Origin of the sequence: Pseudoalteromonas sp. 2CM37A, assembly GCF_023161885.1 — a bacterium.
GTDB classification, from domain to species: Bacteria; Pseudomonadota; Gammaproteobacteria; order Enterobacterales; family Alteromonadaceae; genus Pseudoalteromonas; species Pseudoalteromonas atlantica.
Window position 1 is genome coordinate 42,716 of sequence record NZ_JALNTJ010000004.1, and the last position, 23,490, is coordinate 66,205.

Below are 23,490 nucleotides of genomic sequence, written 5' to 3' on the forward strand. Positions count from 1 at the left end.
CGGAGTGGACGGGACTCGAACCCGCGACCCCCGGCGTGACAGGCCGGTATTCTAACCAACTGAACTACCACTCCGCATTTTCGTTTCTGCTTAGGTCTCCCTTTGCAGCGGCGTGAATAATACGAATCAGCCCCTACTTCGTCAAGGGCTTTTTTGTTTTTTTATAGGTTTTTTAGTCATCTGACATCGAAAGGTTTAAAATTTCACCTGATTTGTCACTTTTTGAGCCATTTTTGCCGACTTGATTTTTTTCTTCATCGGCGTTGCTCTCATCGTTTACTTTCTTTTTGTTTAAAAAAGGCAGTTTAAAGTTAAATTTGATTGGCTTTTTCTGTACAAAAATACGAATTGCTAACCACCCTAACAATAAAATGAGCAAATTACAGCCCACGATTAAAGTCACTAATGTAGAAGTGGCCATTTTTTCTTCAACGGGTTCAGCTTCCGAGGCCAGATTTTGATCAATAAGCGTAGCAGGGTCTATTTCGGGCACTGCTTCTATTGGCCTTTCTATCTCAAATTTGTATGTTGGTATTGTGGCCATAAACTCACGACCGTTTATATTAGTGCCAAAAACAGACAGTTCAACGCTGTATCTTCCCCAATCATAGTTTTTAATTGCTAGTTGGCGTGTATCACCCGCTTGCGCGTCAATTGTAAACATTTGCTCTTCATTGTTAGGGTAATAAATTTTTCCCTGCACAATAACGGTTTCGGGTTTAACTATGTTGCTATCTATATTAATAGTTAGCTGGTGATCGTCAGTATCAAGCTCTGCCAGTGCGACCTCAGATTTAAATGGCGGTTCATGCACAATGATAGGGTCTTGCACAATGCGTCGCTGTAATAAGGGGGTCGCTATATAGAGTTCTGGTGTCCACTGCCCTGCAGGAAAGTCTAATTTAAATTCGCCAGTAAACACTCCATCGTTAGGGCGTTCATCAAAGCCGCGGCCATCGTCTTTAAATTCGGCAACTTCTTGAGTGCCTGCACCAAAGTTTGCATAGCTTTCATCGTTGGTACTTACAAAGTCAACGTTTAGGCTAACTACATCTGTGAATAAGTTAGCATCGATAGGCTCATCATCATTTAAAATTTCGCCCGTTATTTTTATTGTCTCGCCTCTAAATAACATAGGAGGTAATGGCTGTGCTTTTAAAGACACTTCCCCTAACACCACAATGCGGCTGTCGGGCAAAATGCGGCCAATAACTTGCCATGGGCCAGCCATCGGTTTTTTTATGGTGATTAAGTCGTAACTAAGCTCATCAAACCAATCGAGGTTGGGATCTTTAACGGCGTTAGTGGCAAAGTACTTGCTGCCATCGGGCCTGACTAAAATAACCGCGGGCGAACCTGGCTTTCTAAAAAATAGTAAGGTTATTTCGTCTAATTGGCTGTCTATACGAAAACGGTTATCTAGCAGCGGTATTTCATTTTGTTCGCCGTCGCGTTTAAGTAGCTCTACTTGCTTAACGGCAAACGCACTGGCGCTAAACAGCGAGGTGGCGCACAGTACAGTTATAAAATACATCGTTTTCATAGTTGGCCTTATTCAGCGCGCCATAAACAGTGGCCGCCTTCTTTGTCTACAAGATCGAGTCGTGCTTCGTGTGCGCTTTGCTCAGCGTCGTTTGCGCGCAATACAACTAAAGGTGCTCGGTCACTACTTAAGCGTCTTATGCCACCAGTCTGCTGCTCGCTGCCGTCATCTTTATTTTGGTTTAAGTTTAGCTTGGTTTGCCCGCCAGTCATGGCAAGGTAAACATCGGCTAAAATTTCAGAATCCAGTAATGCGCCGTGTAATGTTCGTTTTGCGTTGTCTATATCGTAACGGCGGCACAAAGCATCTAGGTTGTTCTTTTGACCAGGATGCAAGTCACGCGCCATTTTAAGGGTGTCGAGAACTTGGCAGTACTCGTGCGTATTTGGGTAGCCTTGGTTAAGCAGCGCAAACTCGTTATCCATATGGCCCACATCGAACGGGGCGTTATGTATTACAAGCTCTGCACCTTTAATGTAGTCAAAAAACTCTTGCGCTATATCGCGATAAAGTGGTTTATCACGTAAAAACTCGTTGGTAATACCGTGAACATCTATTGCTTCTTCTTCAATGCTGCGTTGTGGGTTAATGTAAACATGAAAATTATTACCGGTTAAACGTCGGTTTATTAATTCTACACACCCAATTTCTATAATCCGGTGCCCCTGTTTGGGGTCGATGCCGGTGGTTTCTGTATCTAAAACTATTTGTCTACGTGCCATATCGAATTTAGCCTGACTCTGGTATCTTTCTATAATCACTTTATTGTACATAATATCAAGGTAAAACAGTGCAAAAAACCGTAGAGATTTACACCGATGGCTCATGTTTAGGTAATCCGGGCCCTGGTGGTTATGGTATTTTTATGATTTACAACGGCCACGAAAAAAAATTAAGCCAAGGGTATAAGCTCACCACAAACAACCGTATGGAAATGCTCGCTGCCATTGTTGCCCTTGAATCACTTACCCGCCCTTGCACCGTTAACCTCACCACAGATAGCCAATATGTTAAGCAGGGTATTGAGTCGTGGATTGCAAATTGGAAAAAACGGGGCTGGCAAACATCGGCAAAAAAACCGGTTAAAAATGTTGATTTATGGAAGCGACTTGATAGCGCCTGTAGCGAGCACACGGTTACATGGAAATGGGTAAAGGGACATAGCGGGCATAAATATAACGAAATAGTTGACGATTTAGCACGTGACGCTGCAGGCAGTAGCAACCTACTTGATGATGTAGGGTATCAGCCTTAACCCGTCAAAGCTTTCGCACTTTTTAATGCCATGAGTGTAAGGCTCATGGCTGGGTTAAAAAGTGCCTACTTACATTTTTTAACTATTATTACTTTTTTGCTCACACTGTTTAAAGTGCTGCTTTGAGGTTTGTCTAAGCCCTGCCCCTTTTACAGGTGAAAACTGCGGCCTTGCATGCCACTTAGGTTTTATAGGCGTAAGCGGAGCCACGCGTTTTCGCGCCACCAGCATATACACACTCCCCATAGGTTTTAAATACTGTTTGGCAAAACTGCGCCAAAATGCAAACCGCGAAAGCCTGTTACCTCGTGCAAGAGATGAGTAAATAAAGCGCTCATCGCTAATAATTTCAAACCCCAATAAATTAAGCCAATCTTTTACCCGCGCAGGCGTAAAAAAACGCCCCGTCCACGGCAGCTTTTGGCCGCTAAAGGGCAACATTTGCGCCAATCCACATAAACTAAACGGATTAAATCCGGTAATAACAATGTAACCACCGGGTATAAGTGTGCGATGCGCCTCGCGTAATATGTGATGTGGGTCTGAGTGATACTCTAAGCAGTGGCTTAAAATACACGCATCAACACTGTGCTCATAAAAAGGCAGTTCGTCTATATCGGCTATTACACCTGTGTAAGGCCCCTCTTCGGCAACACATACTTGGTGTTTTATAGTGCTTACGCTGGTATTAAGCTCGCCACTTAAATTACCTAATTTAAGCATATGGTAACCAAACATACGCGGCAGCCATTGATCCATTTTTTGTTCAATGTCAGCACGTAAATAATCCCCATGAGGGAACTGCTGCCATGACAGCGGTTTGGGTCCTTCTTGAAAACTAAGGGCTGGTTTCATTTTTATAGCTCGTTATACTAGGTGTTACCCGTCACTTTATAGAGCAAATTAATATGGTGCAAGTTAAAGCAATTAAAGCATTTTCTGACAATTATATTTGGTGTTTAACTACCCATAATAGCGACCTAGCGTGGGTGGTTGACCCAGGCGACGCACAGCCCGTTATGGCGCATTTAGCAGAGCATAACTTACAACTTGGTGGCATTTTAATTACCCATCATCATAGCGATCATACCGGTGGCGTAGCCGAGCTTGTAAAACAGTTTTCTAACATTGCAGTGTACGGTCCTATTAACAGTCCGTTTGCGGGGATCACTAATACACTGGTTGATGGCGATAGCATTGCGGTATTGGGTACGCGTTTTAACATTATTACCACCCCTGGCCATACGCTTGATCACATTTGTTATATTCATGAAGAGTTGGCTTTTACCGGCGATACGCTTTTTAGTGGGGGCTGCGGGCGATTATTTGAAGGGACGCCTGAGCAAATGTGGGAGTCGTTTAATAAGCTGCGTGAGCTATCTAAAACCTGTAAAGTGTATTGCACGCATGAATATACACAAGCTAATTTAGCATTTGCAAAAGCCGTTGAGCCGCGTAACCCTGAGCTACTCCAATACAGCGACAAAGTAGATGCACAGCGTGCTAAGGGCGAAATTACACTGCCAAGTACAATAGGCCAAGAGCTTAAAGTTAATCCATTTATGCGCAGCGACCTACCTACTATTACAGAGTTAATTCCAAAAGAATTTGTGTTGGTTACAAAAAACAATGAACCATGGGAAAACTTTGCAAGTCTGAGACGATTCAAAGACAACTTTTAGTTAAGATATGTTGACCTGTTGTAATTAATTTTGCAGCATCGTGGTTAGGTATATCCTAGGTAAAACCATTGGTTTAAAAATAGCGAATGGTTTTATCAACATGTTAAAGTTGGTCGTTAAGTGGCAATGTTGACTCATAACGGGTAGTATTCGCCGAGTTTTTTTACCTGATGTATTGGTATATATGAATAAATCTCCTCTATTAATTGCCTTGGCGCTTGCGCTAAGTGGTTGTCAAACATTAACAACCGTAGATTCAGACGCACAAGCTGCTACCCAAGTAAATAAGCGCTTAGAAGGCGCAAGCCCTAACGATATTAACAATGCATTGATGGTAAACGCCCAATATCAACACGTTGAGCAGAGCGAAGACGCCCCCGTTTTTGACGATGTGTGGGAGCGCATTCGCTACCAACTGTCTATTGATGTACCGCAAAACCGCCCTGTTGTTACCGAGCGAAATTACTATGCGCGTCATCAAGCTTATTTAGACCGTATTTCAAAACGCGCAGAACCTTACTTACACTTTATTGTTGAAGAAGTAGAAAAGCGCGAAATGCCTATCGAAATTGCCCTTTTACCTATTGTAGAAAGCGCGTTTGACCCATTTGGCTACTCTAATCGCAGTGCTTCGGGTATTTGGCAATTTATGCCAGCCACTGGCGAGCGTTTTGATTTAAAACAAAACTGGTGGTACGACGGCCGACGCGACATAGTGCAATCTACGCGTGCTGCCCTTGATTACTTATCGTATTTACACAAAACCCTTGAAGGCGATTGGTTAAACGCCATTGCCGCTTATAATTCAGGCGAAGGGCGTTTAATGCGTGCGATTAAGAAAAATCGTAAAAAGCATTTACCAACAGACTTTTGGTCTCTCGACTTACCAAGCGAAACCACCGCGTATGTACCAAAGCTTTTAGCCCTTGCCGATTTATTAAAACGCGCGGATGAGTTTAATGTAAAGTGGAAACCGGTTATCAACGCGCAAGTTGTAGAAGTGGTTGATGTAGGCACGCAGATTGACTTAGCACTGGCCGCAGATATGGCCGATATGACTCTTACTGAGCTATACAGGTTAAACCCAGGCTTTAACCGCTGGGCGACCGACCCTAACGGTCCGCACTTTTTACTATTACCCACCGATAAAGCGGAACAATTCAGCCAAAAGCTGGCGCAAACCGATGTTAAAGACCGCTTACGCTGGCAGCAATACACTGTGGCGCGCGGAGATAGCCTATCGGTTATTGCTAAAAAGTTTACCACCAGCACTAGTGCTATTCGCTCGCTTAATAAATTAAAGTCAAACACCATACGTATTGGCCAACAGTTATTAGTACCCTTAACCGATGGGGCAATTAATAGCGAACATTTACCTAAGCAAATGCGTTTAGCTGCTAATAAAGCCACCCGTACTAAGCTGTCGCACACGGTTAAAAGTGGCGACACCCTGTGGGACATTAGTCGCGAATACGATGTCACCATGGATGAGCTGGCCTCGTGGAATAAACTGAAGAAAAACTCAGTATTGCGCTTAAATCAACAGCTCACTGTTTATAAATCAGCGAGTAAACCACAAGCAACTGCAAGTACTAATCGCACCATTACGTACAAAGTACGCCGTGGTGACTCGCTTGCACGTATTGCGTCTAAATTTAATTTAACCGTAAACGAAATTATTAAGTGGAATAACTTAGCCGGCCAAAAGTATTTACAGCCAGGCCAAAAGTTAAAGCTTAAGGTTGATGTAAGAAGTAGTTAACCAACGGTTTAATAATTAAAAAAGGAGCGCATGCGCTCCTTTTTTGTACATATAAGCAGTTAATACCAATTCGCTTAATTAAATGCTCTATTTTGAGGCCGGAAAAACGTGTTAATAGCTAGGCAATAAATTCGCTATTTAGTTGTTCTCGGCAATTGCTCCTGCATGGCTCTGCCTTCTGCATCCATGCAGTCGTAAAAGAGCATTTTTTAACGCAGCTAGCGGCACGTTTAACCCCGCAAAATGATTAAGCATTATTGCGCATTGGTGTTACTAAGCAGGTAATTTTTCAAGCCATGCTTTTAACCACGGCTCTGCTACAGGCCATGGCTCAAAGTCTTCGCAGGCATCTATTTCTAAACGGTTTCCTACCGGCTTAGCTTGCAAGTCACGTAGTAGCTCATCAAAGCTGCGCCCTGCACCGCAAAACGTATCGCCGTAGCATCTATCGCCCATGGCTATAACACCAAATGGCTTATCGGTTAGCATCGGAAATGTGCTATTCATAGCAAAGTAGAGCCCTGCTAAATTGCTAGGTACATCGCCTTGTCCTGTGGTAGAGGTAACAACTAATATATGTGAGGCGTTTTTTATATCATCAAGTGAGGCCTCACTAATAACGCTCGCAGTGTGCCCCGCTTTTTCAATTGTATTTGCAACGTCGTAGCTTAAACGCTCTGCGCCGCCGTTAACGCTGCCTACAAAAATACTAATATGTGCCATTAATAATCCTTTTCTTGCTGTGGCCAACCTAGTTGCTTACATATACTAAGCATGTCTTCACCTAGTGGCGCTTTAATTACGATGGGTTTATGCGTGTAAGGGTGCACAAAACTAAGCTGCGTTGCAAATAGCATTAACCGCCGCAGTGCAAAATGTTCCCTAAAAAATTGATTATGCTGATTATCACCATGATTTACATCACCAATAATAGGTATTGATAAATGATTAAGGTGGCGCCTAATTTGATGCTTTCGCCCCGTTTTTGGAAAACACTCTACGAGCGAGTAACGCACCGTGGGGTATTTACCAATAGGAATTGGTAGCGTGGCTTGATGCAGACAATTAAATTGCGTTTGCGCCGCTTGTGGCGCTTTATCTTGCGTGGCAAATTTGTCAGCTATTTTATCAAGCTCTTCTTTTAACGGTTTATCTAAAAACACCGATTCAGGCGCAAAACCACGTACAAGCGCTAAATAACGCTTTGTAATAGTGCCTTCAATAAATAGCTTGTTCATGTCTCGGGCAGATTCTGAACTTAAAGCAAATAGCAGCACACCTGATGTTGGTCTATCTAGCCTGTGCACCGGAAATACATGTTGCCTTAATTGGTCGCGCAGCATCTGCATTGCAAACTGAGTTTCGTGTTTATCTAAAAAAGAGCGATGAACCAATAAGCCTGCGGGCTTATCTATGGCAACAAAGTATTCGTCTTGGTAGAGAATATTAAGCTCGCCGTACTCTACAGGTTCACCCTTTTCAGTCATGGGGTTTACCTAAAAAAGCATCAAGTTCACTAAGTAGCGTTATAATTTCGCCGCTGCCGGTTTTACCCACTAACGCCATTTCTGCCATAGGCGCAATGGCAAAATTTTGCGGCAATGGATGGCTGAGCGTTATTAATTGCTGCATTTTTTCAATAAATACAAACTGTAACCATTGCTCAAATGCCATAGTATCGTGACAAAAAGGCACTTGAGATTGTAATTTATGCGCCTCTATTGGCGTGCTTTGCCACAACTTATGTTTTTTTAAAAGTATGCTTAATTGGTTTAAATAAGCCTGCGTTTGCTGATACATAACCACTCTTCTTTTTACGTTATAGGGCAATTATACCCTGTTCCCTCAATGCCTGCTATGGCGTATAATTGAGGCAATTTTGCAGTAAAAACAATTGAGATAACGATGAGCGAACACATAGCGACACTTGGCCAACTTTTAGATGGCGCCGGTACACAATGGCGTGCTTTTGATATTGGCAGGCATATTACTAAGCTTGATAAAAAACAGTTTTTAGCTATTGAGCAAGCACAAGTTCCTTATCCTTATCCGCTTGCGGGGCATGCATGGCTGGCTATTCAATTTTGGGATAGCAAAGCAAGTAAAGAACCATATGTATGGTTTTTAAAGTTTCCACTTGATGAGCAAAGTAAATTAGTGAGCGCGAGCCGCGATCATTTCGCTAATATGGTAATTGAGGCCCTAGGCAGCGAAATTACCGGCGAGCAAGCCGATGGTAAGCTAGATAATAACCCTTATGTGTTTACCCCTAATGCAAATAAATTAGCGGCTTTTAACGCCCAACTTAAAGTATTGTTAAAGCAACCAGCCTCTAAATATTACGAGCACACGCAGCTGTACTTTAGTGGCACTTTAGGTTTTGATGATTGGCAAAGCGTTGCGCTACAAGGGATTGCCGATTTTGCACTGCGCTTAAATAGCGACAACAACTTAGCAAACTTGCAAAAAGCTTGGCCGCATTTACCACTAGAGGTATTGCAGCCTTTGAGCGCCATGCTTGAACATGTAGAAATACCGCCATCACTCAGTGAGCTTTTAGTCGCCTATGGCCACACTGCCATTGAAAATAACGATACAATTGCACTAACTGCCGCACTGCGCTCGCTTTCAAAAGGCCAAGCCCAAGGGCTGTGTACACAACTAGTAGATGCTGCATTAAGCTCATCTGTTGGCACTGATTCAGATGTACTTTTAACGATTGCAGGGCGATGCTTTTCTCAACTAGAAGAGCCTGAGCGCTTACATATTTTTATGGATAATTGTGCGCACCACCAGCAAATTGCCGAGCTATTTCCCAGTATCTTTGCTGATTTAGTTGCAATACCCACTATACGCCCACATTTATTAGGCTTATTACGTAAAGAAAACCGCAGCGAAACGCTCGCTCGCGCAATTGGAAGGTTGTTCTCTTAATGGCTACTTTGTGGACGTTTATCGCCATTGGCGCTGTAATTTACTTATTTTGGCTAAACCGAAAAGTAGCAGAAGCTGCTAACAGTCATGCCGCGCGCCAAGCTGAGCAATTACAGGTTCAGTTAATGAGCGTAGCGTGCACAAAACGCCGCTTTGGCATTTTAAAAAATGGCAAACCGGGGATCAAAAGCGAATTTATGTTTGAGTTTTCAAGTGATGGCGAAAATGCCTATCAAGGTATTTTAATTATGGAAAATGAAATGCTAAAAAGCGTTGTTGTGCCGCCACACAAAATTTAACTCTAATCGTTAAAACCGGTGGGGTTAAAGTGAAACCACTAAAATAAGTTAATACATAAAACTAAGGCGTAACAAAAGTTACGCCCCACTCTTACAGCATCCTGCTTGTTATCCTTGACCCAAAATCCGTATTATCATCCCCTGAACGAGTAAACAACCCTATTTACCCTCAACATTGCATCCTGCAAAATCCATAACCATCCTGGCTAACCCACGTAAACTAACGCTTGGCTACTTACTGTAGCATCATCCTTGGTCATCCTTTTAAGTAGCTCCTGCCACTTTAAATGCATCCTGCATTTTCCACTTGCCGCTTGGCCATCCTGCGTAAACTAACGCTCCTGCTACTTCCTGTAGCCTCATCCGTAAATATCCTTAAGTAGTTCCAACTACTAAGCGCTTCATGCACTTCCTAGTTCGTCCTTGCGTCCTTTTTAACTTGTCCTTTATGCTTCCTGCTAGCATCTGCTATGTTGCCTATTCCGTATCCTTGGCAGTAGCTTAGTCATTAAGCTATGTCGTCTTGACAAGTTAAATACTACGCGAGTTTGGGTTTCATCCTACTAGGTAAACAAAATTAATTTTTCGTAATATATATGAAAAAATATAAAACACTATATAAAACAAAAACTTACCCTTTTGAAGCTGCATTTGTGAACGACCGCAACTGATAATGCGCACGTCAATGTAAGATATATCTCACGGGCATATGTCCGTAATGGCGCTTATCGCTTACAGACTTACTTTGCATATGGTTTAAAAAGAAGCTCTCCGGATACTTTATTAAAGGCAAGTGCTTTATAAGTGCTAAATCCTTCTGATTTAAAAAACGTATTATGCTCTTGGCGTGTAACAAAAACGGCAAGCCCTTTAGCTCCTGTGTTTTTAGTTGCTAAATCATCTAAGCCTCGTAACAGGTAGCGCCCAAGCCCGTGGCCTTGCACGTGCGGGTCTACCGCAATAAACGCTAAATAGTAGTAATCGCCAATCTCATTAAGCGCAGTGCGTATTGTTTGCTCTTTTTCTATTAGTTGGTTGGTTTGCAAATACCCTGCGCTCAGCATTAACTTTAAGCGCCAATGCCAATAACGCTCTGGTTGTAATTGGCTGCTTGACTCAAATACACACGCCACCGCTTTTAATTTATCATCGCGGTACAAGCCTATTAATGGCAGTTTTTCTTGCCAAAAAGCACTGAGCTCTTCGCGTATCACTGAGCGTAATTTTTTCTCGTAGGCAGCTATATTATGTTGATCATAACCTAATAAATTTTGAAGTAGCGGATCATCATGATAGGCCTGATAGATTAAACTCCCTGCAGTGCTTATATCTTCAGGGGCAAGGTATTGTACGCTTAATGTGTGCTCATTAGAGGTGACTGTCATTGTGTATCCTTTTTGCTTTACTACCCTCAACGTTGCCAAACTATTTACCGTATATAAAGTAATTGGTAATTGTATGGCGAAAATGTTTATCTATACTGCAAGTTAACTATATACCTAAAGCAAAAATACCGTCAATTCAGCGAGAGTTTAACTAGCAAAGCCTATAGTCTGGCTCTAAGCTTGGTTTAATCAGATGGAGTAATAATATGGATACGACAAAACACGATATGAAAACGTTGTTTGCACAATTGGGTTTACCTAGCTCAGAACAACAGATTGACGATTTTATTGCTTCTCACTCACTAGAAGACACAACGCTTTTACAACAAGCTCCTTTTTGGGATGAATCACAACAGCATTTTTTAGCAGAATCGCTAGCAGAAGATGGCGCGTGGAGCGAAGTAATTGATGAACTTGATGTGAGGCTTCGCCAAGAAGGTAAGTAATACTAATTTGCTTAATTATGCGACCTATTTTGAGGCTCGATAAACGTGTTTATAGCTAAGCAAAAATTAACTATTTGCTTGTTCTAGATGAAAAGTTTTTAACACAGGTAGCGACCCGTGTAGCCCCGCAAAATGATTAAGTATTATTGCGAATTGGTATAATCCCCCCTCTGCTTATACCAAGGCTTTATGCGCCTTGGTATTGTTGCTACTATAGCACCCGCGCAGCAAACACTTGCTGCGCTTATATATTAAAGAGTTACAAATCTAATGAATGCAGTTGTATTTGATGCAATTAAAGTCCTTCTTGATGAAGGCAAAACCCCTACTGTTGCCCTAACTAAAAGCCGTTTAGCACAACCTGTGCCTATGCCGGTTATTATTGCCGCAGTAAGCCAATATAAAAATAACCCTGATTCAATTCATAATTTAATGAAAAACCCTGAGCAGAGCATCGTTGAGCCTAAAACATCTCAACTCGATCGCATTGAGAAAAAACTCGATAGGTTGCTAGCCCTGTTAGAGCAAAAATAATTTGAGACTATAAATGTTCGTTGTTGATTTAACGTTTGACTGCTACCAAGACACCACCCTAGAGCAAGCCGAGCAAGCCATTAACCGATTAGTTAATGCACTGCGTTTTAACGGCCAAATTATGGGTGAAGAATTCCCAACTGTACTAAAAGATGGCTATTTTATTACCCGTGTAATGTGCCCAACCGAAGACGCCATGCACCCATTAAATAATAGCCCTTTTGTAAAACACAGTATTGAGAAGCTGCACAGTGCAGGTTTACTTGCTCCTAAAATAAAAGTTATCGGCCAAGACATTCACTCAAACGGTGCCGATACCTGTAAATCGCCTTCAAGCTATATTTTATACACAACCTATGTGCATACCTGTAGCCCACTGTATTGTGGTGATGACTTTTTACCCGTGCCATTGTTTACTATTCCGGCCATTGCTAATGGGGATTATAAAACACTCATAAAATGGCAAGAAGATTGGCAAGCCTGCGATCAAATACAAATTAACGGCGCTACTCGCTGCGAATTTCCAGCGCTTGAAGAAATATCAAGCACACAAAGTGACTTATACCGCCGCGGTAAAGACATTGCTAAACGTATTCGCTTTTTAACTCAAAAACCGGTTTATTATTATTTATACCGTGTAGGCGGTGTAGATAAAGCCTCAGAACTTGAGCGTAAATGCCCTAGCTGCAATAGTGAGTGGAAATTACCAGAGCCGTGGTTTGGGTTATTTGATTTTAGGTGTGAGCCTTGTGGGTTGGTATCTAATGTTTCGTGGGATTTTCAGTAACTAAAAGCCTGCACTTTGCAAAATAAAGTTACACACCTTATACAAAATCAGCTTAATGCATTGCACTAAGCTGATTTTTTAATGCTCAATTAAATTAAGTAAAGGCGGCGAGTAAGGCTACAATATCGCTCTTTTCGCTGTAATAACTAAGCAACCTTTAACGCATCTTGCAAAGGGCTTATCCTGCACAATAATTAACGATTACTGCACATTGGTTTAATTAATCTAAACCTCAAGCGCTTTTAAAAAAGATTCTATATTGGGTGCAAGTACATGATGAGGCTTTTTACCTACGTACTCTAAACATACCTCACCGGTTTTTACCTGCACGGTAACCAGTAAGTCATCTTGCTCAGTTAAACCTATGAATAGGGTTTCTGGCTGCTTTAATTTTCGTTTCATTAATACATGACCGGTAATATTTTGTTGCAGCAGGTCAAAATCATCTTTATTCCAAGCTTGTAATAACTCCACACGATGACCATCAATGCTGGCTAAAATGCTACCGCCATACATGTGCCCATAAAACTCATCAAGCCCTGCTGGGAAGCTCAGCTCAAGCGCGCTAGCTAAGTCTGATAATGAACCTGCGGGGGTTTGCAAAGCACTTTTCCATTGAATATTGCCTTGTGCGTCTACCTCGCCGAACTCGCAAGGGCTAGGCCATTGTTCATCGTGTGCCATAAGCGGATATTTAGCGGTGTTTTTAACGGTTTTTTCACAAAATTGCGTGTGAAGTTGGGCCATTTGCATTGCAACAGACATACTGCGAAACTCATTTAAATTAGATATAATGTCCCTATTGTAACTATTTAAGAGCAAACATGACAGATTACAGCAATTCTCCAGACCTTAAAGGTAGTGTGTTAGGACAATCTACTGAATATGTAGATGTATATTCGCCTAGCTTGCTTTTTCCTATTGCCCGCAAGTTAAATCGTGATGCTTTAAATATTGACGAAGCCGAGCTGCCCTTTAAAGGCCAAGATATTTGGACAGGTTATGAGCTTTCGTGGTTAAACGCTAAAGGTAAACCGCAGGTTGCCGTGGCGCTGTTTACTTTTGCGTGCCAAAGCAGCCATATTATTGAGTCTAAGTCGTTTAAACTTTACTTAAATAGCTTTAATCAAACCCGCTTTGAAAGTACTGAGGTGGTAAGACAGCATTTAATTGAAGACTTATCAAATGCGGTAAATAGCGATGTAGCGGTAACGTTATACGCACCTGATGACTATAACTGTTTACCTTGCACGCCATTACCAGGGCAATGTATTGACGATTTAGATATTGAAATAGATAACTACGATATTGACGCCTACTCACTTAAATCAAAAAGTGACACCCTGGTTACTGAGACCCTGCACAGTCATTTGCTTAAATCTAACTGCTTAATTACCTCGCAGCCAGATTGGGCCAGTATAATTATTCGTTACACTGGTGAGCAAATATGCCATGAGGCACTCTTGCGTTATTTAATTTCATTTAGAACCCACAATGAGTTTCATGAGCAATGTGTAGAGCGTATTTATAGTGATTTAACCACGCAGCTAAACATTAAAGAGCTTGAAGTTTATGCGCGTTATACACGCCGCGGTGGGCTGGATATAAATCCGTATCGTTCAACGCACTATAACGATACGCCTTTTGCGGTAAAAATTAATCGCCAGTAATACCAATTGACTTAAATATCACCATAAAAAAGGAGCTTAAGCTCCTTTTTTATACCCGTTATAAGCTAATCAATGCGCTTAGTCGGAATAGGCATTGCGCACACATCAATATAATTATGGGCGTATACAAACCAAGGTTCGGTACGATTTTTTCGCGCCTCAATCAATTCTCTAAATGATTGCGAGTCTGTTTTCATAACATTAAAGGTGCTTTTATCACGCTTAATATCGGCCAATACCTCAATGTTTGTAATTGGGTTAAATGGCGTATTAGGAACAGGCTTACGCTGTAAACGATTAAAGTGCTCCATACCTTCAAGCACTCTTCCAAATACGGTAATATTTTTATCAAGGTAGCGCGGACCTTGGCCAATGGTGACAAAAAATTCAGTGCTTGCACTGTTTACCTCATTACCACGCGCCATGGCAAACACACCGTGGCAATGTACCTGCCAAGTTTGTGTATTAGAGGCGTTTTGTGCGACAGCAAAACCGTTTAAAAACCCCGTTACAGGCGCGTACCCATCGCCTTGTAGCTCTGTAATTTTAAGCGGCTGTGCGGTGCTATGGTAAAACTCTGCAGGCACAGTTTTATTAGCCGTTTTAATTGCTTTATTGCCTGAGCTGTCGCCTCCTTGGGCTACAAACCCTTCAACAAAACGATAAACACGGGTATTTTTATAAAAGCCTTCTCGTGCAAGTTGTTTTATGTGCGCAGTATGTTTAGCTGCAAGCTGCGGGTTAAGCTCAATATAAGCCGCCCCTGTAGGCAGCGTAATTTTTAAAACATTTTGCCTATCTACATTTCGCCATTCGTGCGCTTTAGCGTGCTTTATTACCTCGCTTGCGCTACGGATTGGAGTTTGTTGAGTGCCCGCGTGTTGCTCTGTGTATTGGGCGCAGCCAGTTAATCCTGTTATTAGTGCTGCTAAATATAATCCTTTCATATAATCCTTATACTGCCTATTTAGTCCCAATCAAATTTGTAGAGTAAATCAACATTTTGATTTAAACCACTGGTGATCTCTACATAAAATTGCGAAAGCAGCTGATAGCGAATAGCGACCTCGCTGAGCGAGTCAAATACCCCTACTCTGTATTTAACTTGTAAGCTAGGCGCTACATAGCCAGATATTTCAAGCTTAGTGTTATCGCCAGAGCCCGTTGAACTTAAGCTTACATCAGATAAACCAATGGTTTCGCCAACTTTAGATACAACGCCTTCACTGCGGCTCACCCCTTGTGAGAGCAATAACTGAGTAAGCATAGCATCGCTTGAACTGTCGCCCTCGCCTAGCGGCTGCCCATTGAGTAAATAGGCCAGCGCTTGTGCTTGATCCATTGCTGGCTCAGAAAATACTTTTAAGGTAGGTTGCTCAACGTTACCAGTAAGCGTAACACCTGCCACAACATCGTTTGCTGTGGTGTCTGGATTACGTATGGCTTTAATATTTAAAAATGGTTGCTCAATTGAGCCACTAAACCCTATTTGCCCAGTACTAATAATTAAATCTTGGCCAAAAGCTAAATACGTACCATCAATTAAATTTAGCTCACCAGTAGCAATTATAGGGGCGCCCTGGCTCATTTTGATGGCTAAATCGCCCGCTATTTTCGACTCAAGACCAAACGATTCTATTTTTACATCGTTTTTAACAATCACTTTTAAATTTACATCGTAATCAAACGGCACGTTTTCTGCTGTTTCAGTTTGTTGATCAACAATAATCTCATCGTCGCTCACTTGAACGGCGCCCTCTGGCAGCTCTTCAATCATTACCCTGCCATAAGGCACAATCACTTCGCCAGACAGCTTTAATGCATTATTTGCAAGTCCAATAGTTAAATCAGGCGATACTTTAAACGTCACGCCTTGCTGCGCGCGTACAAAAAACTGCTCGCCGTTAACGCTTACATTTACCTCAGGCTGGGCGTCTTGCCAATCTACGTCGCCGGTTAGGTTGATTTTACCGCCTTGGGTGTCGTTTAAATTACCTTTAATTGTGGCGGTGGTTTTATCAAATAAAATGTTTACATTAGATTTTTGTAACACCACCGGCAACTGCTCACCTTCTAAATTGATATCACTGACATTTAGCTCACCATTTAATAGAGGGTCTTGCAAGGTGCCGGCAACTGCCACGTTACCTGTAATATCGCCTTTTAATTGCTCAAGGGTTTCGAGAAATGGATGTAAGTCTGATAGCAATATTTTATCTATATTAAGGTGACCGTTTAATGTTTGCTGATTTTGAATATCATCAATATTAATCTCGGTGGCTATTTTACCTAGCACACTTGAGCGTAAATCGGCCTCTAGTTTACCCGTTTGTGAATCAGTGTAGGCACTGACTTTTAGCGTTTCGATGGGTAATCTAAACCGGTCTTCCTCAGAGGTAAGAACAGCAACAAGGTCGTGCGCATTTAAATTAGCGCGAAGTGTTTTTAATGCGCCCTCGTTCCAATTTGCAGCAAAGTCGCCGCTTATATCGCCACGCGTACGCATGTTATCTGGTAAAAAGTGTTTAAGCTCTTCAAGCGCTAAATTGCGCAGCGTGGCATTAAATTGGCCCAAGTTTTTAGTTTGCGCAAGGGTGTTAATACATAGCTCACTTTTGTTTGAGCGCCAGCAATGCGCACTCACATCAAAATCGCTGGTTTGGGTATTAAACATCACCGCAATTTTTTTACTATTACTAAAGCTAAGCTTTTTGTCACTTAGCGTTATGTTACTGAGCGAGCCATTCCACACGTCATTATTGAGCTTACCGGTTACTTCAAGCTCAGCAGCGCCTTGCTCTGCATCTATGGCGGCCACCAGCTGATGGTCGGTTTTATCGCCAGTGGCAGTTAGCTCAACACTATTAATTACCTGATCAGCAACCATTGCTGAGCCTACGTTTAAGCTCACATCGGTTTGCCAATCTGCGGCTGTATCGAGCTGACCGTTAAGGGCGAGTTTGTTAACGTTTATGTCGTTATAAATAAAGTTATCGAGTAATAACGATAAATCAACGGCGGGGGTTAAACGGGGTCCTCTAACTTTTAAATCGGCCTTACCTTTTGCAACGAATGGCAGATTAGTTTGCTCATTTCCGGTAAGTGTTACTTTTCCGTCAACCTGCCAGGTGTCGTCAACTTGCCCGCTCAAGGTTAGTTTATTGGCACCGCTACTTAAATATAAGCTGTCTATGTTGGCTTTTAGCGTATTGTTAAGTGTAAAGTTTGAGGCAAATTCAAGCGGTGTTTGGTTCAGTGTACCTGCAAGTTGTGTATTATCCATTTGCAAGTGCCAGTTTTGCCCTTCGCTATTAAAGCGCCCTTCTAGCTGGCCAGAAATATTACTTGTAAGCGCATCTGTTAAGTATTGCGCTTTTAAGCTATTTAACGAACCGGTAAAGTCGGCTTGTATGCCCTTTTGCCAATTAACATTACCTTTAAATATTGCACTACTGTCGTTTGCTTTTAGACTTAAGGTACTTAGCTGCGCTTGGCTAAGCGAGCCGTTTAATTGCGTGTTTAATACTACAGCTGGATAGGCACCTAATTGGCTATGCGCCTTTAAACTTAGCGTGTAATCATCCGCATTACCCGAGGCTGATAAATCAACATTATTTACTTTTAGCTCGTTACTTTGAGCGTCAATCAACCATTGCTCAACTTTACCGGTAAGTTCAAACGGATAATTTTTTTGTTTTAAATTAGCCGTTGCCGTTAAATTTAATGGGTACTGACCAGTCGTGTGTAAATTTATATTTAAATCAGATAGATCACCACTTAACGCTAAATTCGCTTGGTGCAAGTCGCTGTTTAGCGCTACTTTAGCGTTTATTGGTAAATTACCTGCAAGCTCACTAGTTAACTCTGTATTTAATTGCCATTGTTGGTACTGCGCGCTAAGCGTTTGTAAGTTAACTTTTTCATCTTCTACATTTAATACAAGCGCTATATTTTCGATTGTGTGAGTTTGCTCACCTTGCTCAATATCCACCTTTTTAACGTCAAACTGCTCTACCCGTAAATTAAGGGGCGATGTAAATTCTATATCTGGTAACGCAGGTAGCGCTGTTAGCGCCTGGCCTTGATTAGCCGCTGCTTGATTAGATGAGGCGGGTTGCTCTTTAAGCTTTACCAATACATCACTAATAGTTAGGCTTTTTAATGCTAAGGTTGCATCCTCAGCTTTCGCTGCAAGGGTAAAGTTATTTACGGTTACATCAGCACTGGGATGATTTAATACAAATTTGTTTATTGCTACATTTTTAACGGCAATATTAAAGGGAAACGTAATTTTAGTTAATGGCTCTGAGGTGCTCTGTTGTGTGGCTTCGGGTGCATTGCCAAGGGCAAGTTTGATTGACCGCGCACTTACATTTTCAATACATAGGCCATCGCACTGCCACCAAAATAAATCTATTTTAAGCTGCTGCGCTTTAAAATCTGTACTTTGGTTTTTAAAGCTCACATTAAACGGGTTGTTATATAAAAAGCGCCCTTTTTTAATCTCGATATGTAAGCCGTCCACCATTTTATTGGCACTATAAGCAATAAATTGATTACCGGGCGCAGTAAATAACAAACAAAATATAATAACGGCAAGCGTGATTAAAACGCCGATGACGGCGGCGGATATTTTTTTAAATACTGACATTAAATTTCTGGCCCTATGGTAATGCTTAAACGTGTGCTTTTACTTTCTTTAGTAAGCCCCCATGCATGGTCTACTTTTACGGGGCCAATGGGTGTTAAATAACGAAAGCCAAAACCTGCGCCCACTTCAAAGTCGTCCGAAAAGTCATTTGTGGCAGTACCGCCATCAACAAATAAAGCTGCGCGCCAATTTTGTGCAAATTGGTAATTGTATTCAATAGTACTGGTTAGTAAGTATTTACCACCAATTAAATCACCGTCTTCATCTTCAGGTGAAATAGACTGATAAGCAAAACCACGTACACTTTGATCACCACCGGCATAAAAGCGCAGCGAGTAAGGTACGTTTTCAATATTATCGACCAGCATGGCGCCCACGTTTGCTTTTAAAAAAACTAAGTGTTTATCTAAATAGGTTCGCAGCCACGCATGCTGCAGCTGCACCCGCACTAAGTTTGTGGTTGAAAGTACATCATCTAAACCAAACTCAGCCGAAATTAGCCACTGCTCACCCCAATAAGGCGTTGTGCCTCCTTTTGACTTTTTACGGGCATAGCTAATACCGGGCATAAGCATTTCGGTGCTTTCTTCTGGTTCATCACCAATGCGGTATGTTTCTTGGTCTCGACGTAAAAAGGCCGTGCGTACCCATTTATCTTCAGTTAACCATTGACGCTGCAGTTGGCCGGTCAGTATTTCACTGTATATGTCATCGGCAAGTTCATCTTCTAACTTGTAACCCACTGATAAACGCCATAAATCGTCGTTAGGGTCATCTACCGGAATGGTGTACGCCATAGAAATATCTTGCTGTTTCTCAGCTACATTTAAATTGCTTTCCAGATAATGCCCGTCTTCTGTGATCCAGGGTTTACTCCATTTAAAACGCACTTTCGGGCCCAGCTCGGTATTAAAGCCACCGCCTACTTCGTAGCTATTAGCAGGTTTGTGTAGCACATCAATATTTATAGGCACTTGTCCGTTGGCTCTGGCTGGTATATCGGCATAAATACGCACGCTTGCAAAATACGGTGTGCTTGAGAGCTCAAGGTTATAATCGGCAATTTGTGTGGCTTTATAAGCTTGCCCTTGGGTAAAAGGTGCAAGTGAACGAATGTATTTTTCTGCGGGGGTTTCGCTGGCAATGATTATATTGCCATACGTGTAGCGCACGCCGGTATCTATATTAAATGTAATAACGGCACTGTTTTTTTGCACTGATACAGCAAGCTTTCGGGCCGGCCATTTAGCATCAAAATAGCCTAACTCTAATAGCATTGACTCTATTTTTTTATGAGCTGAGTCGTACCTGCCATGATTAAGAACATCGCCCTGGGTTAAATTTAAGTTTTTAATAACGTTTTGTAATTGCGAGTCGTTTTTACCCTCACCATTAAGCGTTATATTAATAGCTTCTATGCGCGTTGCAGGGCCGCGCTCTACTTTAACGATAAGCTCTTTGTCGTCTTTATCAAACTCAATGTCTACCATTGGGTTGTAATACCCCAGCGCTTTAATACTGCTTTGCACTTGTTTTTTAGCATAGCGGCGCAAGGTTCTGGTGGGTTTTTCGCCAACCAGTTGTTTTAAATAGAGCTCAACGTTACTTTCTAACTCGCCACTAATCCCTTTAATTTCGTAATCTTCAATTACCCTTTGCTCAGCGCTGGCTTGAGTGCTTATAAAAAAAGCTAAAAAAAACACAAAACGTAATAACTGTTTGAACAAGTAAATATCCTTACTTTTTATTCTTTAAAATTTAACCACTAATGAGTTGCATACTACCATAGCCATAATGAGCAACACATTAACTTAATGGTAATCTTGCACCAAATTACACTCCCTTTTAAAGCCTATAAAGTTAAAATTAATACGCTTTAAAGCAATATTTTGGTTACAATAGTGGCTACGAATACAAAATTAATTTTAAATGAGTTTTTAATGCAATTCCCTGATGATGATAACGGCCAACTTTTAGCCGAAATAGCCGCTGCTGGCGTTGATTTAAGCAAAATGCACCAAATCGATTTTTTCATTTTATTTGAACAACAAGCTGATGCTGAAAAATTTGCCAAAGAAATAATCTCTGATGCATTAGTACAAAGCGCAAACGTTGAAAAGTGTAAAGACACTGGCGTGTGGGAAGTGATTACTCATGTACAAATGGTGCCAGAGCACACATTGCTTGGCCAAGCAGAGCAATACCTTGAAAGTATTGCTAATAGTTACAATGGCTATGGCGATGGCTGGGGTTTAATGGACGAAGACGCCGCTTAACAAAAATCAGTTAAGCTTAGCCGCTTAACTGATTAGCTTTTCTAAAGCTGCCAGAGTAATCAAATAATTTATCAGATACCTTCCAGCCATACTTTTTACTTTTACGCGCGATAACAAAATCGGGGGGCACTAAATCAAACTGTGCCTTAATAACCTGCTCAGCACTTTTAAATTCGACAGGCGCTTGCCCCTGCCCTAGGCGTTTACCAAACTGTTTATTAAAAATATACTGCCCGCCTTTACTAGCAAGGTTATAGACCTCATCGCAACTTGCACCATCTTCATCAAAGTAGGTTATTTTAATTAAATCATCTTTAAGTTTTACCACTGATAACCCACTACAACGCAGTACTAACGCATCTTTTAAATTAAGGGCGTTACGTAGCTTGTCGTCGGGGTCGGCCATTACTGCGCCGCAATCATGGCATTTACGAGCTGCTATATCGTTTTGAGCGCCGCATTGTTCGCACTCTTTAAACCTAAACCGATAATCGCATTGCTCTTTATGGCCTTCGTCATCTTCTAATAAACCTTGGCAGCGCCTGCCAAAATGCTCAACTACTTTGCCATCAGCATCGGTTTTTCCCCAAAAAATATTTGCAAACCCACACCCAGGGCAAAGCACTTGAACGGGCTCATTATCGCTATCACCTTTTTTATCGCCCACTTCAGGGTGAAATAAATCAAAGCCGTTGCCTGCGTAATCTATAACTAAGCAGTCTGCTTTTCCTTCATTTAGCCTAAGCCCACGGCCAACAATTTGCTGGTATAAGCTAACCGATTCGGTGGGGCGTAAAATAGCGATAAAATCGACATGCGGCGCATCAAATCCGGTAGTTAAAACAGAAATATTAACGAGGTATTTTATGTTTTTTTGTTTAAATTGATTTATTAATTTATCGCGTTCTGCATTTGGGGTATCGCCAGTTATAAGGGCACTTTGCTCTGCGGGTAAATAAGTTAAAATTTCTTGCGCGTGCATCACCGTTGCCGCAAATATCATCACGCCTTGGCGGGTTTCACTGTATTGTATTACCTGCTTCAGTATAGCTTGCGTTGCGCGCTCGCTATTTTTTAAAAGCGCATTCATGTCATCAGTCGTATATTGACCAAACGCATTAGTAGCCAAGGACGAAAAATCATAATGACTAATTGCCGCGTCCACTTCATTTGGCGGCGTTAAGTAATTATGTTTGATCATATACCTGAGCGGTAATTCAAATATACAGTTTTTAAATGGACTTTCTTTATTACCTTTTACAAAACCATGGTAATGATGATGGTATATCCACCCCATTCCTAATCTATAAGGTGTGGCCGTTAAACCCAATACTTTTAACTGAGGATTATATTCTTTGAGCGTATTTATAACCTTTCCATATTGACTTTTTTTATCACCATTTACTCTGTGGCACTCATCAATAATAAGCAAAGAATAATGCTCATTTAATTTATTTAAATTACGCGATAAAGACTGAACACTGGCAAAGGTAACTTGGTGGCTGAGTGATTTTTCTTTTAACCCTGCTGAAAATATACTCGCTTCTAAACCAAAACTTTTATATTTTTGTGCGTTTTGTTCTACCAACTCTTTAACATGTGCAAGCACCAAAATTTTTTGCTTAGCAATTCGCGCAAGCTCTGCAATAACAAGGCTTTTACCCGCACCGGTAGGCAGTACAATCACGGCAGGATCATTTGTTTTTCGAAAATGTAAAACGGTGCGCTCTACGGCCTCTTGCTGATACGGCCTTAATTTATAGCTCATGAAAATAGTAAATAGAATAACCAGAAATGCAGTTTAACAAATACTAAGCGACTGCGGGGAGTTTAAGGTAAGTTTTGGCCAATTAAATCTCGCGTACAAAGCGTAAGCCTTAGCCTAAGGTTTAGTTATTAAGTTATACGCCATTAAAAAGAGAAGCCGTGGCTTCTCTGTTACTTTATTAAGCTAAGTGCTTTTGTAAATCAACACCTTCAAACGCTTTAGGGCGACGACCACGACCGGTCCATTCAATCACTTCGCCATCTACTTCAATACGATACTTAGCTTTTACTTTAGTACGTTTATCTGCAGTACCGTCTTGTAAATCTTCTAACGTAAGTCCTTTTTCTTTTAAAAGATCCAACACTTCCTGTTTAGCTTGTAGCTGCTCAGTATATTTTGCAATCGCATCAGTGATTAATTGTTGTGCTTTTTCTAGCTCAGTTAATGATGCTGTTTTAATAAAAGATCGAACTTCTTTCATTTATATCTCGCTAAATT

The 23,490-nt window shown here is 41.5% G+C and carries 23 protein-coding genes and 1 tRNA gene; 10 read left to right on the top strand and 14 right to left on the bottom strand.

Annotated elements, in window-relative coordinates:
- The 3 genes from MTF68_RS10300 to dnaQ form a co-directional block, all read right to left on the bottom strand.
- Nucleotides 1-74 (bottom strand) — tRNA-Asp (locus tag MTF68_RS10300).
- Between the two features lie 98 nt (nt 75-172).
- Nucleotides 173-1,543: a TIGR03503 family protein gene (locus MTF68_RS10305; protein ID WP_248462420.1), complete on the bottom strand. Its 1,371-nt coding sequence runs from the start codon at nt 1,541-1,543 to the stop codon at nt 173-175.
- Nucleotides 1,544-1,551: 8 nt separating this feature from the next.
- The gene (gene dnaQ / locus MTF68_RS10310; RefSeq protein WP_004585981.1) at nt 1,552-2,265 is read right to left on the bottom strand and encodes a DNA polymerase III subunit epsilon; all 714 of its coding nucleotides are present in this window, start codon (nt 2,263-2,265) and stop codon (nt 1,552-1,554) included.
- 68 nt (nt 2,266-2,333) lie between these two features.
- On the opposite strand from dnaQ, the gene rnhA reads away from it, so the two are divergent.
- The gene (gene rnhA, locus MTF68_RS10315; RefSeq protein ID WP_004585980.1) at nt 2,334-2,798 is read left to right on the top strand and encodes a ribonuclease HI; all 465 of its coding nucleotides are present in this window, start codon (nt 2,334-2,336) and stop codon (nt 2,796-2,798) included.
- A 78-nt stretch (nt 2,799-2,876) separates the two neighbouring features.
- On the opposite strand, the gene MTF68_RS10320 is transcribed toward rnhA, so the two are convergent.
- Nucleotides 2,877-3,653 carry a class I SAM-dependent methyltransferase gene (locus MTF68_RS10320; RefSeq protein ID WP_248462422.1) on the bottom strand — a complete coding sequence of 259 codons (777 nt, stop codon included), beginning with the start codon at nt 3,651-3,653 and terminating at the stop codon, nt 2,877-2,879.
- 53 nt (nt 3,654-3,706) lie between these two features.
- On the opposite strand from MTF68_RS10320, the gene gloB reads away from it, so the two are divergent.
- Both gloB and MTF68_RS10330 read left to right on the top strand, forming a co-directional pair.
- On the top strand, nt 3,707-4,480 hold the full coding sequence (gloB, locus tag MTF68_RS10325) for a hydroxyacylglutathione hydrolase (RefSeq protein WP_248450995.1): 774 nt from the start codon (nt 3,707-3,709) through the stop codon (nt 4,478-4,480).
- 184 nt (nt 4,481-4,664) lie between these two features.
- The gene (locus MTF68_RS10330; RefSeq protein ID WP_248462424.1) at nt 4,665-6,242 is read left to right on the top strand and encodes a LysM peptidoglycan-binding domain-containing protein; all 1,578 of its coding nucleotides are present in this window, start codon (nt 4,665-4,667) and stop codon (nt 6,240-6,242) included.
- A gap of 273 nt (nt 6,243-6,515) precedes the next feature.
- Here the strand turns inward: MTF68_RS10330 and MTF68_RS10335 are convergent, their stop codons facing one another.
- From MTF68_RS10335 to MTF68_RS10345, 3 genes are read right to left on the bottom strand one after another with little or no spacing between them, the layout of a single operon-like run.
- On the bottom strand, nt 6,516-6,965 hold the full coding sequence (locus tag MTF68_RS10335) for a flavodoxin (RefSeq protein ID WP_024033689.1): 450 nt from the start codon (nt 6,963-6,965) through the stop codon (nt 6,516-6,518).
- Nucleotides 6,965-7,729 (bottom strand): tRNA pseudouridine(65) synthase TruC, encoded by a 765-nt coding sequence (truC, locus tag MTF68_RS10340; RefSeq protein WP_248462426.1) that lies wholly within the window; start codon nt 7,727-7,729, stop codon nt 6,965-6,967. The genes MTF68_RS10335 and truC overlap by 1 nt, the downstream gene beginning before the upstream one ends.
- The gene (locus MTF68_RS10345) at nt 7,722-8,042 is read right to left on the bottom strand and encodes a YqcC family protein (protein WP_248462427.1); all 321 of its coding nucleotides are present in this window, start codon (nt 8,040-8,042) and stop codon (nt 7,722-7,724) included. Before MTF68_RS10345 ends, truC begins: the two co-directional genes overlap by 8 nt.
- A 105-nt stretch (nt 8,043-8,147) precedes the next feature.
- Between MTF68_RS10345 and MTF68_RS10350 the strand changes: the two genes are divergently transcribed.
- Nucleotides 8,148-9,176, top strand: a complete 1,029-nt coding sequence (locus MTF68_RS10350) for a DUF3549 family protein (RefSeq protein ID WP_248462429.1) — start codon at nt 8,148-8,150, stop codon at nt 9,174-9,176.
- Nucleotides 9,176-9,475: a DUF3301 domain-containing protein gene (locus tag MTF68_RS10355; RefSeq protein WP_004585972.1), complete on the top strand. Its 300-nt coding sequence runs from the start codon at nt 9,176-9,178 to the stop codon at nt 9,473-9,475. The genes MTF68_RS10350 and MTF68_RS10355 overlap by 1 nt, the downstream gene beginning before the upstream one ends.
- Before the next feature lie 740 nt (nt 9,476-10,215).
- On the opposite strand, the gene MTF68_RS10360 is transcribed toward MTF68_RS10355, so the two are convergent.
- Nucleotides 10,216-10,860, bottom strand: a complete 645-nt coding sequence (locus MTF68_RS10360) for a GNAT family N-acetyltransferase (protein WP_096041967.1) — start codon at nt 10,858-10,860, stop codon at nt 10,216-10,218.
- 206 nt (nt 10,861-11,066) lie between these two features.
- Here MTF68_RS10360 and MTF68_RS10365 point away from each other — a divergent pair, with 206 nt between their 5' ends.
- From MTF68_RS10365 to MTF68_RS10375, 3 genes are all read left to right on the top strand, one after another.
- Nucleotides 11,067-11,306, top strand: a complete 240-nt coding sequence (locus MTF68_RS10365; protein ID WP_004585970.1) for a DUF2789 domain-containing protein — start codon at nt 11,067-11,069, stop codon at nt 11,304-11,306.
- A gap of 270 nt (nt 11,307-11,576) precedes the next feature.
- Entirely contained in the window at nt 11,577-11,840 is a 264-nt protein-coding gene (locus MTF68_RS10370) for a hypothetical protein (protein WP_004585969.1), read from the top strand.
- A 13-nt stretch (nt 11,841-11,853) separates the two neighbouring features.
- The gene (locus tag MTF68_RS10375) at nt 11,854-12,627 is read left to right on the top strand and encodes a Zn-ribbon-containing protein (RefSeq protein ID WP_024033695.1); all 774 of its coding nucleotides are present in this window, start codon (nt 11,854-11,856) and stop codon (nt 12,625-12,627) included.
- Between the two features lie 225 nt (nt 12,628-12,852).
- On the opposite strand, the gene syd is transcribed toward MTF68_RS10375, so the two are convergent.
- The gene (gene syd, locus MTF68_RS10380) at nt 12,853-13,392 is read right to left on the bottom strand and encodes a SecY-interacting protein (protein WP_248462431.1); all 540 of its coding nucleotides are present in this window, start codon (nt 13,390-13,392) and stop codon (nt 12,853-12,855) included.
- A gap of 59 nt (nt 13,393-13,451) precedes the next feature.
- On the opposite strand from syd, the gene queF reads away from it, so the two are divergent.
- Nucleotides 13,452-14,297, top strand: a complete 846-nt coding sequence (gene queF, locus MTF68_RS10385) for an NADPH-dependent 7-cyano-7-deazaguanine reductase QueF (protein ID WP_054982267.1) — start codon at nt 13,452-13,454, stop codon at nt 14,295-14,297.
- Nucleotides 14,298-14,362: 65 nt separating this feature from the next.
- Here the strand turns inward: queF and MTF68_RS10390 are convergent, their stop codons facing one another.
- From MTF68_RS10390 to MTF68_RS10400, 3 genes are read right to left on the bottom strand one after another with little or no spacing between them, the layout of a single operon-like run.
- Nucleotides 14,363-15,244 carry a peptidylprolyl isomerase gene (locus tag MTF68_RS10390; protein WP_248462433.1) on the bottom strand — a complete coding sequence of 294 codons (882 nt, stop codon included), beginning with the start codon at nt 15,242-15,244 and terminating at the stop codon, nt 14,363-14,365.
- 20 nt (nt 15,245-15,264) lie between these two features.
- The gene (locus MTF68_RS10395) at nt 15,265-18,948 is read right to left on the bottom strand and encodes a translocation/assembly module TamB domain-containing protein (RefSeq protein ID WP_248462434.1); all 3,684 of its coding nucleotides are present in this window, start codon (nt 18,946-18,948) and stop codon (nt 15,265-15,267) included.
- Nucleotides 18,948-20,675 carry an autotransporter assembly complex family protein gene (locus tag MTF68_RS10400; protein ID WP_248462435.1) on the bottom strand — a complete coding sequence of 576 codons (1,728 nt, stop codon included), beginning with the start codon at nt 20,673-20,675 and terminating at the stop codon, nt 18,948-18,950. The genes MTF68_RS10395 and MTF68_RS10400 overlap by 1 nt, the downstream gene beginning before the upstream one ends.
- Before the next feature lie 213 nt (nt 20,676-20,888).
- Here MTF68_RS10400 and MTF68_RS10405 point away from each other — a divergent pair, with 213 nt between their 5' ends.
- On the top strand, nt 20,889-21,224 hold the full coding sequence (locus MTF68_RS10405; protein WP_024033700.1) for a ribonuclease E inhibitor RraB: 336 nt from the start codon (nt 20,889-20,891) through the stop codon (nt 21,222-21,224).
- A gap of 16 nt (nt 21,225-21,240) precedes the next feature.
- Here the strand turns inward: MTF68_RS10405 and MTF68_RS10410 are convergent, their stop codons facing one another.
- Both MTF68_RS10410 and MTF68_RS10415 read right to left on the bottom strand, forming a co-directional pair.
- On the bottom strand, nt 21,241-22,992 hold the full coding sequence (locus MTF68_RS10410; RefSeq protein WP_248462436.1) for a DEAD/DEAH box helicase: 1,752 nt from the start codon (nt 22,990-22,992) through the stop codon (nt 21,241-21,243).
- A 178-nt stretch (nt 22,993-23,170) separates the two neighbouring features.
- Nucleotides 23,171-23,473: an H-NS histone family protein gene (locus MTF68_RS10415; protein ID WP_004585960.1), complete on the bottom strand. Its 303-nt coding sequence runs from the start codon at nt 23,471-23,473 to the stop codon at nt 23,171-23,173.
- Between the last annotated feature and the right edge of the window lie 17 nt (nt 23,474-23,490).

What these genes read in the sequence shown, in the direction of transcription:
- MTF68_RS10305 (WP_248462420.1), bottom strand. Translation starts at nt 1,543, where the DNA reads ATGAAAACGATGTATTTTATAACTGTACTGTGCGCCACCTCGCTGTTT.
- dnaQ (WP_004585981.1), bottom strand. Translation starts at nt 2,265, where the DNA reads ATGGCACGTAGACAAATAGTTTTAGATACAGAAACCACCGGCATCGAC.
- MTF68_RS10320 (WP_248462422.1), bottom strand. Translation starts at nt 3,653, where the DNA reads ATGAAACCAGCCCTTAGTTTTCAAGAAGGACCCAAACCGCTGTCATGG.
- gloB (WP_248450995.1), top strand. Translation starts at nt 3,707, where the DNA reads ATGGTGCAAGTTAAAGCAATTAAAGCATTTTCTGACAATTATATTTGG.
- MTF68_RS10330 (WP_248462424.1), top strand. Translation starts at nt 4,665, where the DNA reads ATGAATAAATCTCCTCTATTAATTGCCTTGGCGCTTGCGCTAAGTGGT.
- MTF68_RS10335 (WP_024033689.1), bottom strand. Translation starts at nt 6,965, where the DNA reads ATGGCACATATTAGTATTTTTGTAGGCAGCGTTAACGGCGGCGCAGAG.
- truC (WP_248462426.1), bottom strand. Translation starts at nt 7,729, where the DNA reads ATGACTGAAAAGGGTGAACCTGTAGAGTACGGCGAGCTTAATATTCTC.
- MTF68_RS10345 (WP_248462427.1), bottom strand. Translation starts at nt 8,042, where the DNA reads ATGTATCAGCAAACGCAGGCTTATTTAAACCAATTAAGCATACTTTTA.
- MTF68_RS10350 (WP_248462429.1), top strand. Translation starts at nt 8,148, where the DNA reads ATGAGCGAACACATAGCGACACTTGGCCAACTTTTAGATGGCGCCGGT.
- MTF68_RS10355 (WP_004585972.1), top strand. Translation starts at nt 9,176, where the DNA reads ATGGCTACTTTGTGGACGTTTATCGCCATTGGCGCTGTAATTTACTTA.
- MTF68_RS10360 (WP_096041967.1), bottom strand. Translation starts at nt 10,860, where the DNA reads ATGACAGTCACCTCTAATGAGCACACATTAAGCGTACAATACCTTGCC.
- MTF68_RS10365 (WP_004585970.1), top strand. Translation starts at nt 11,067, where the DNA reads ATGGATACGACAAAACACGATATGAAAACGTTGTTTGCACAATTGGGT.
- MTF68_RS10370 (WP_004585969.1), top strand. Translation starts at nt 11,577, where the DNA reads ATGAATGCAGTTGTATTTGATGCAATTAAAGTCCTTCTTGATGAAGGC.
- MTF68_RS10375 (WP_024033695.1), top strand. Translation starts at nt 11,854, where the DNA reads ATGTTCGTTGTTGATTTAACGTTTGACTGCTACCAAGACACCACCCTA.
- syd (WP_248462431.1), bottom strand. Translation starts at nt 13,392, where the DNA reads ATGTCTGTTGCAATGCAAATGGCCCAACTTCACACGCAATTTTGTGAA.
- queF (WP_054982267.1), top strand. Translation starts at nt 13,452, where the DNA reads ATGACAGATTACAGCAATTCTCCAGACCTTAAAGGTAGTGTGTTAGGA.
- MTF68_RS10390 (WP_248462433.1), bottom strand. Translation starts at nt 15,244, where the DNA reads ATGAAAGGATTATATTTAGCAGCACTAATAACAGGATTAACTGGCTGC.
- MTF68_RS10395 (WP_248462434.1), bottom strand. Translation starts at nt 18,948, where the DNA reads ATGTCAGTATTTAAAAAAATATCCGCCGCCGTCATCGGCGTTTTAATC.
- MTF68_RS10405 (WP_024033700.1), top strand. Translation starts at nt 20,889, where the DNA reads ATGCAATTCCCTGATGATGATAACGGCCAACTTTTAGCCGAAATAGCC.
- MTF68_RS10410 (WP_248462436.1), bottom strand. Translation starts at nt 22,992, where the DNA reads ATGAGCTATAAATTAAGGCCGTATCAGCAAGAGGCCGTAGAGCGCACC.
- MTF68_RS10415 (WP_004585960.1), bottom strand. Translation starts at nt 23,473, where the DNA reads ATGAAAGAAGTTCGATCTTTTATTAAAACAGCATCATTAACTGAGCTA.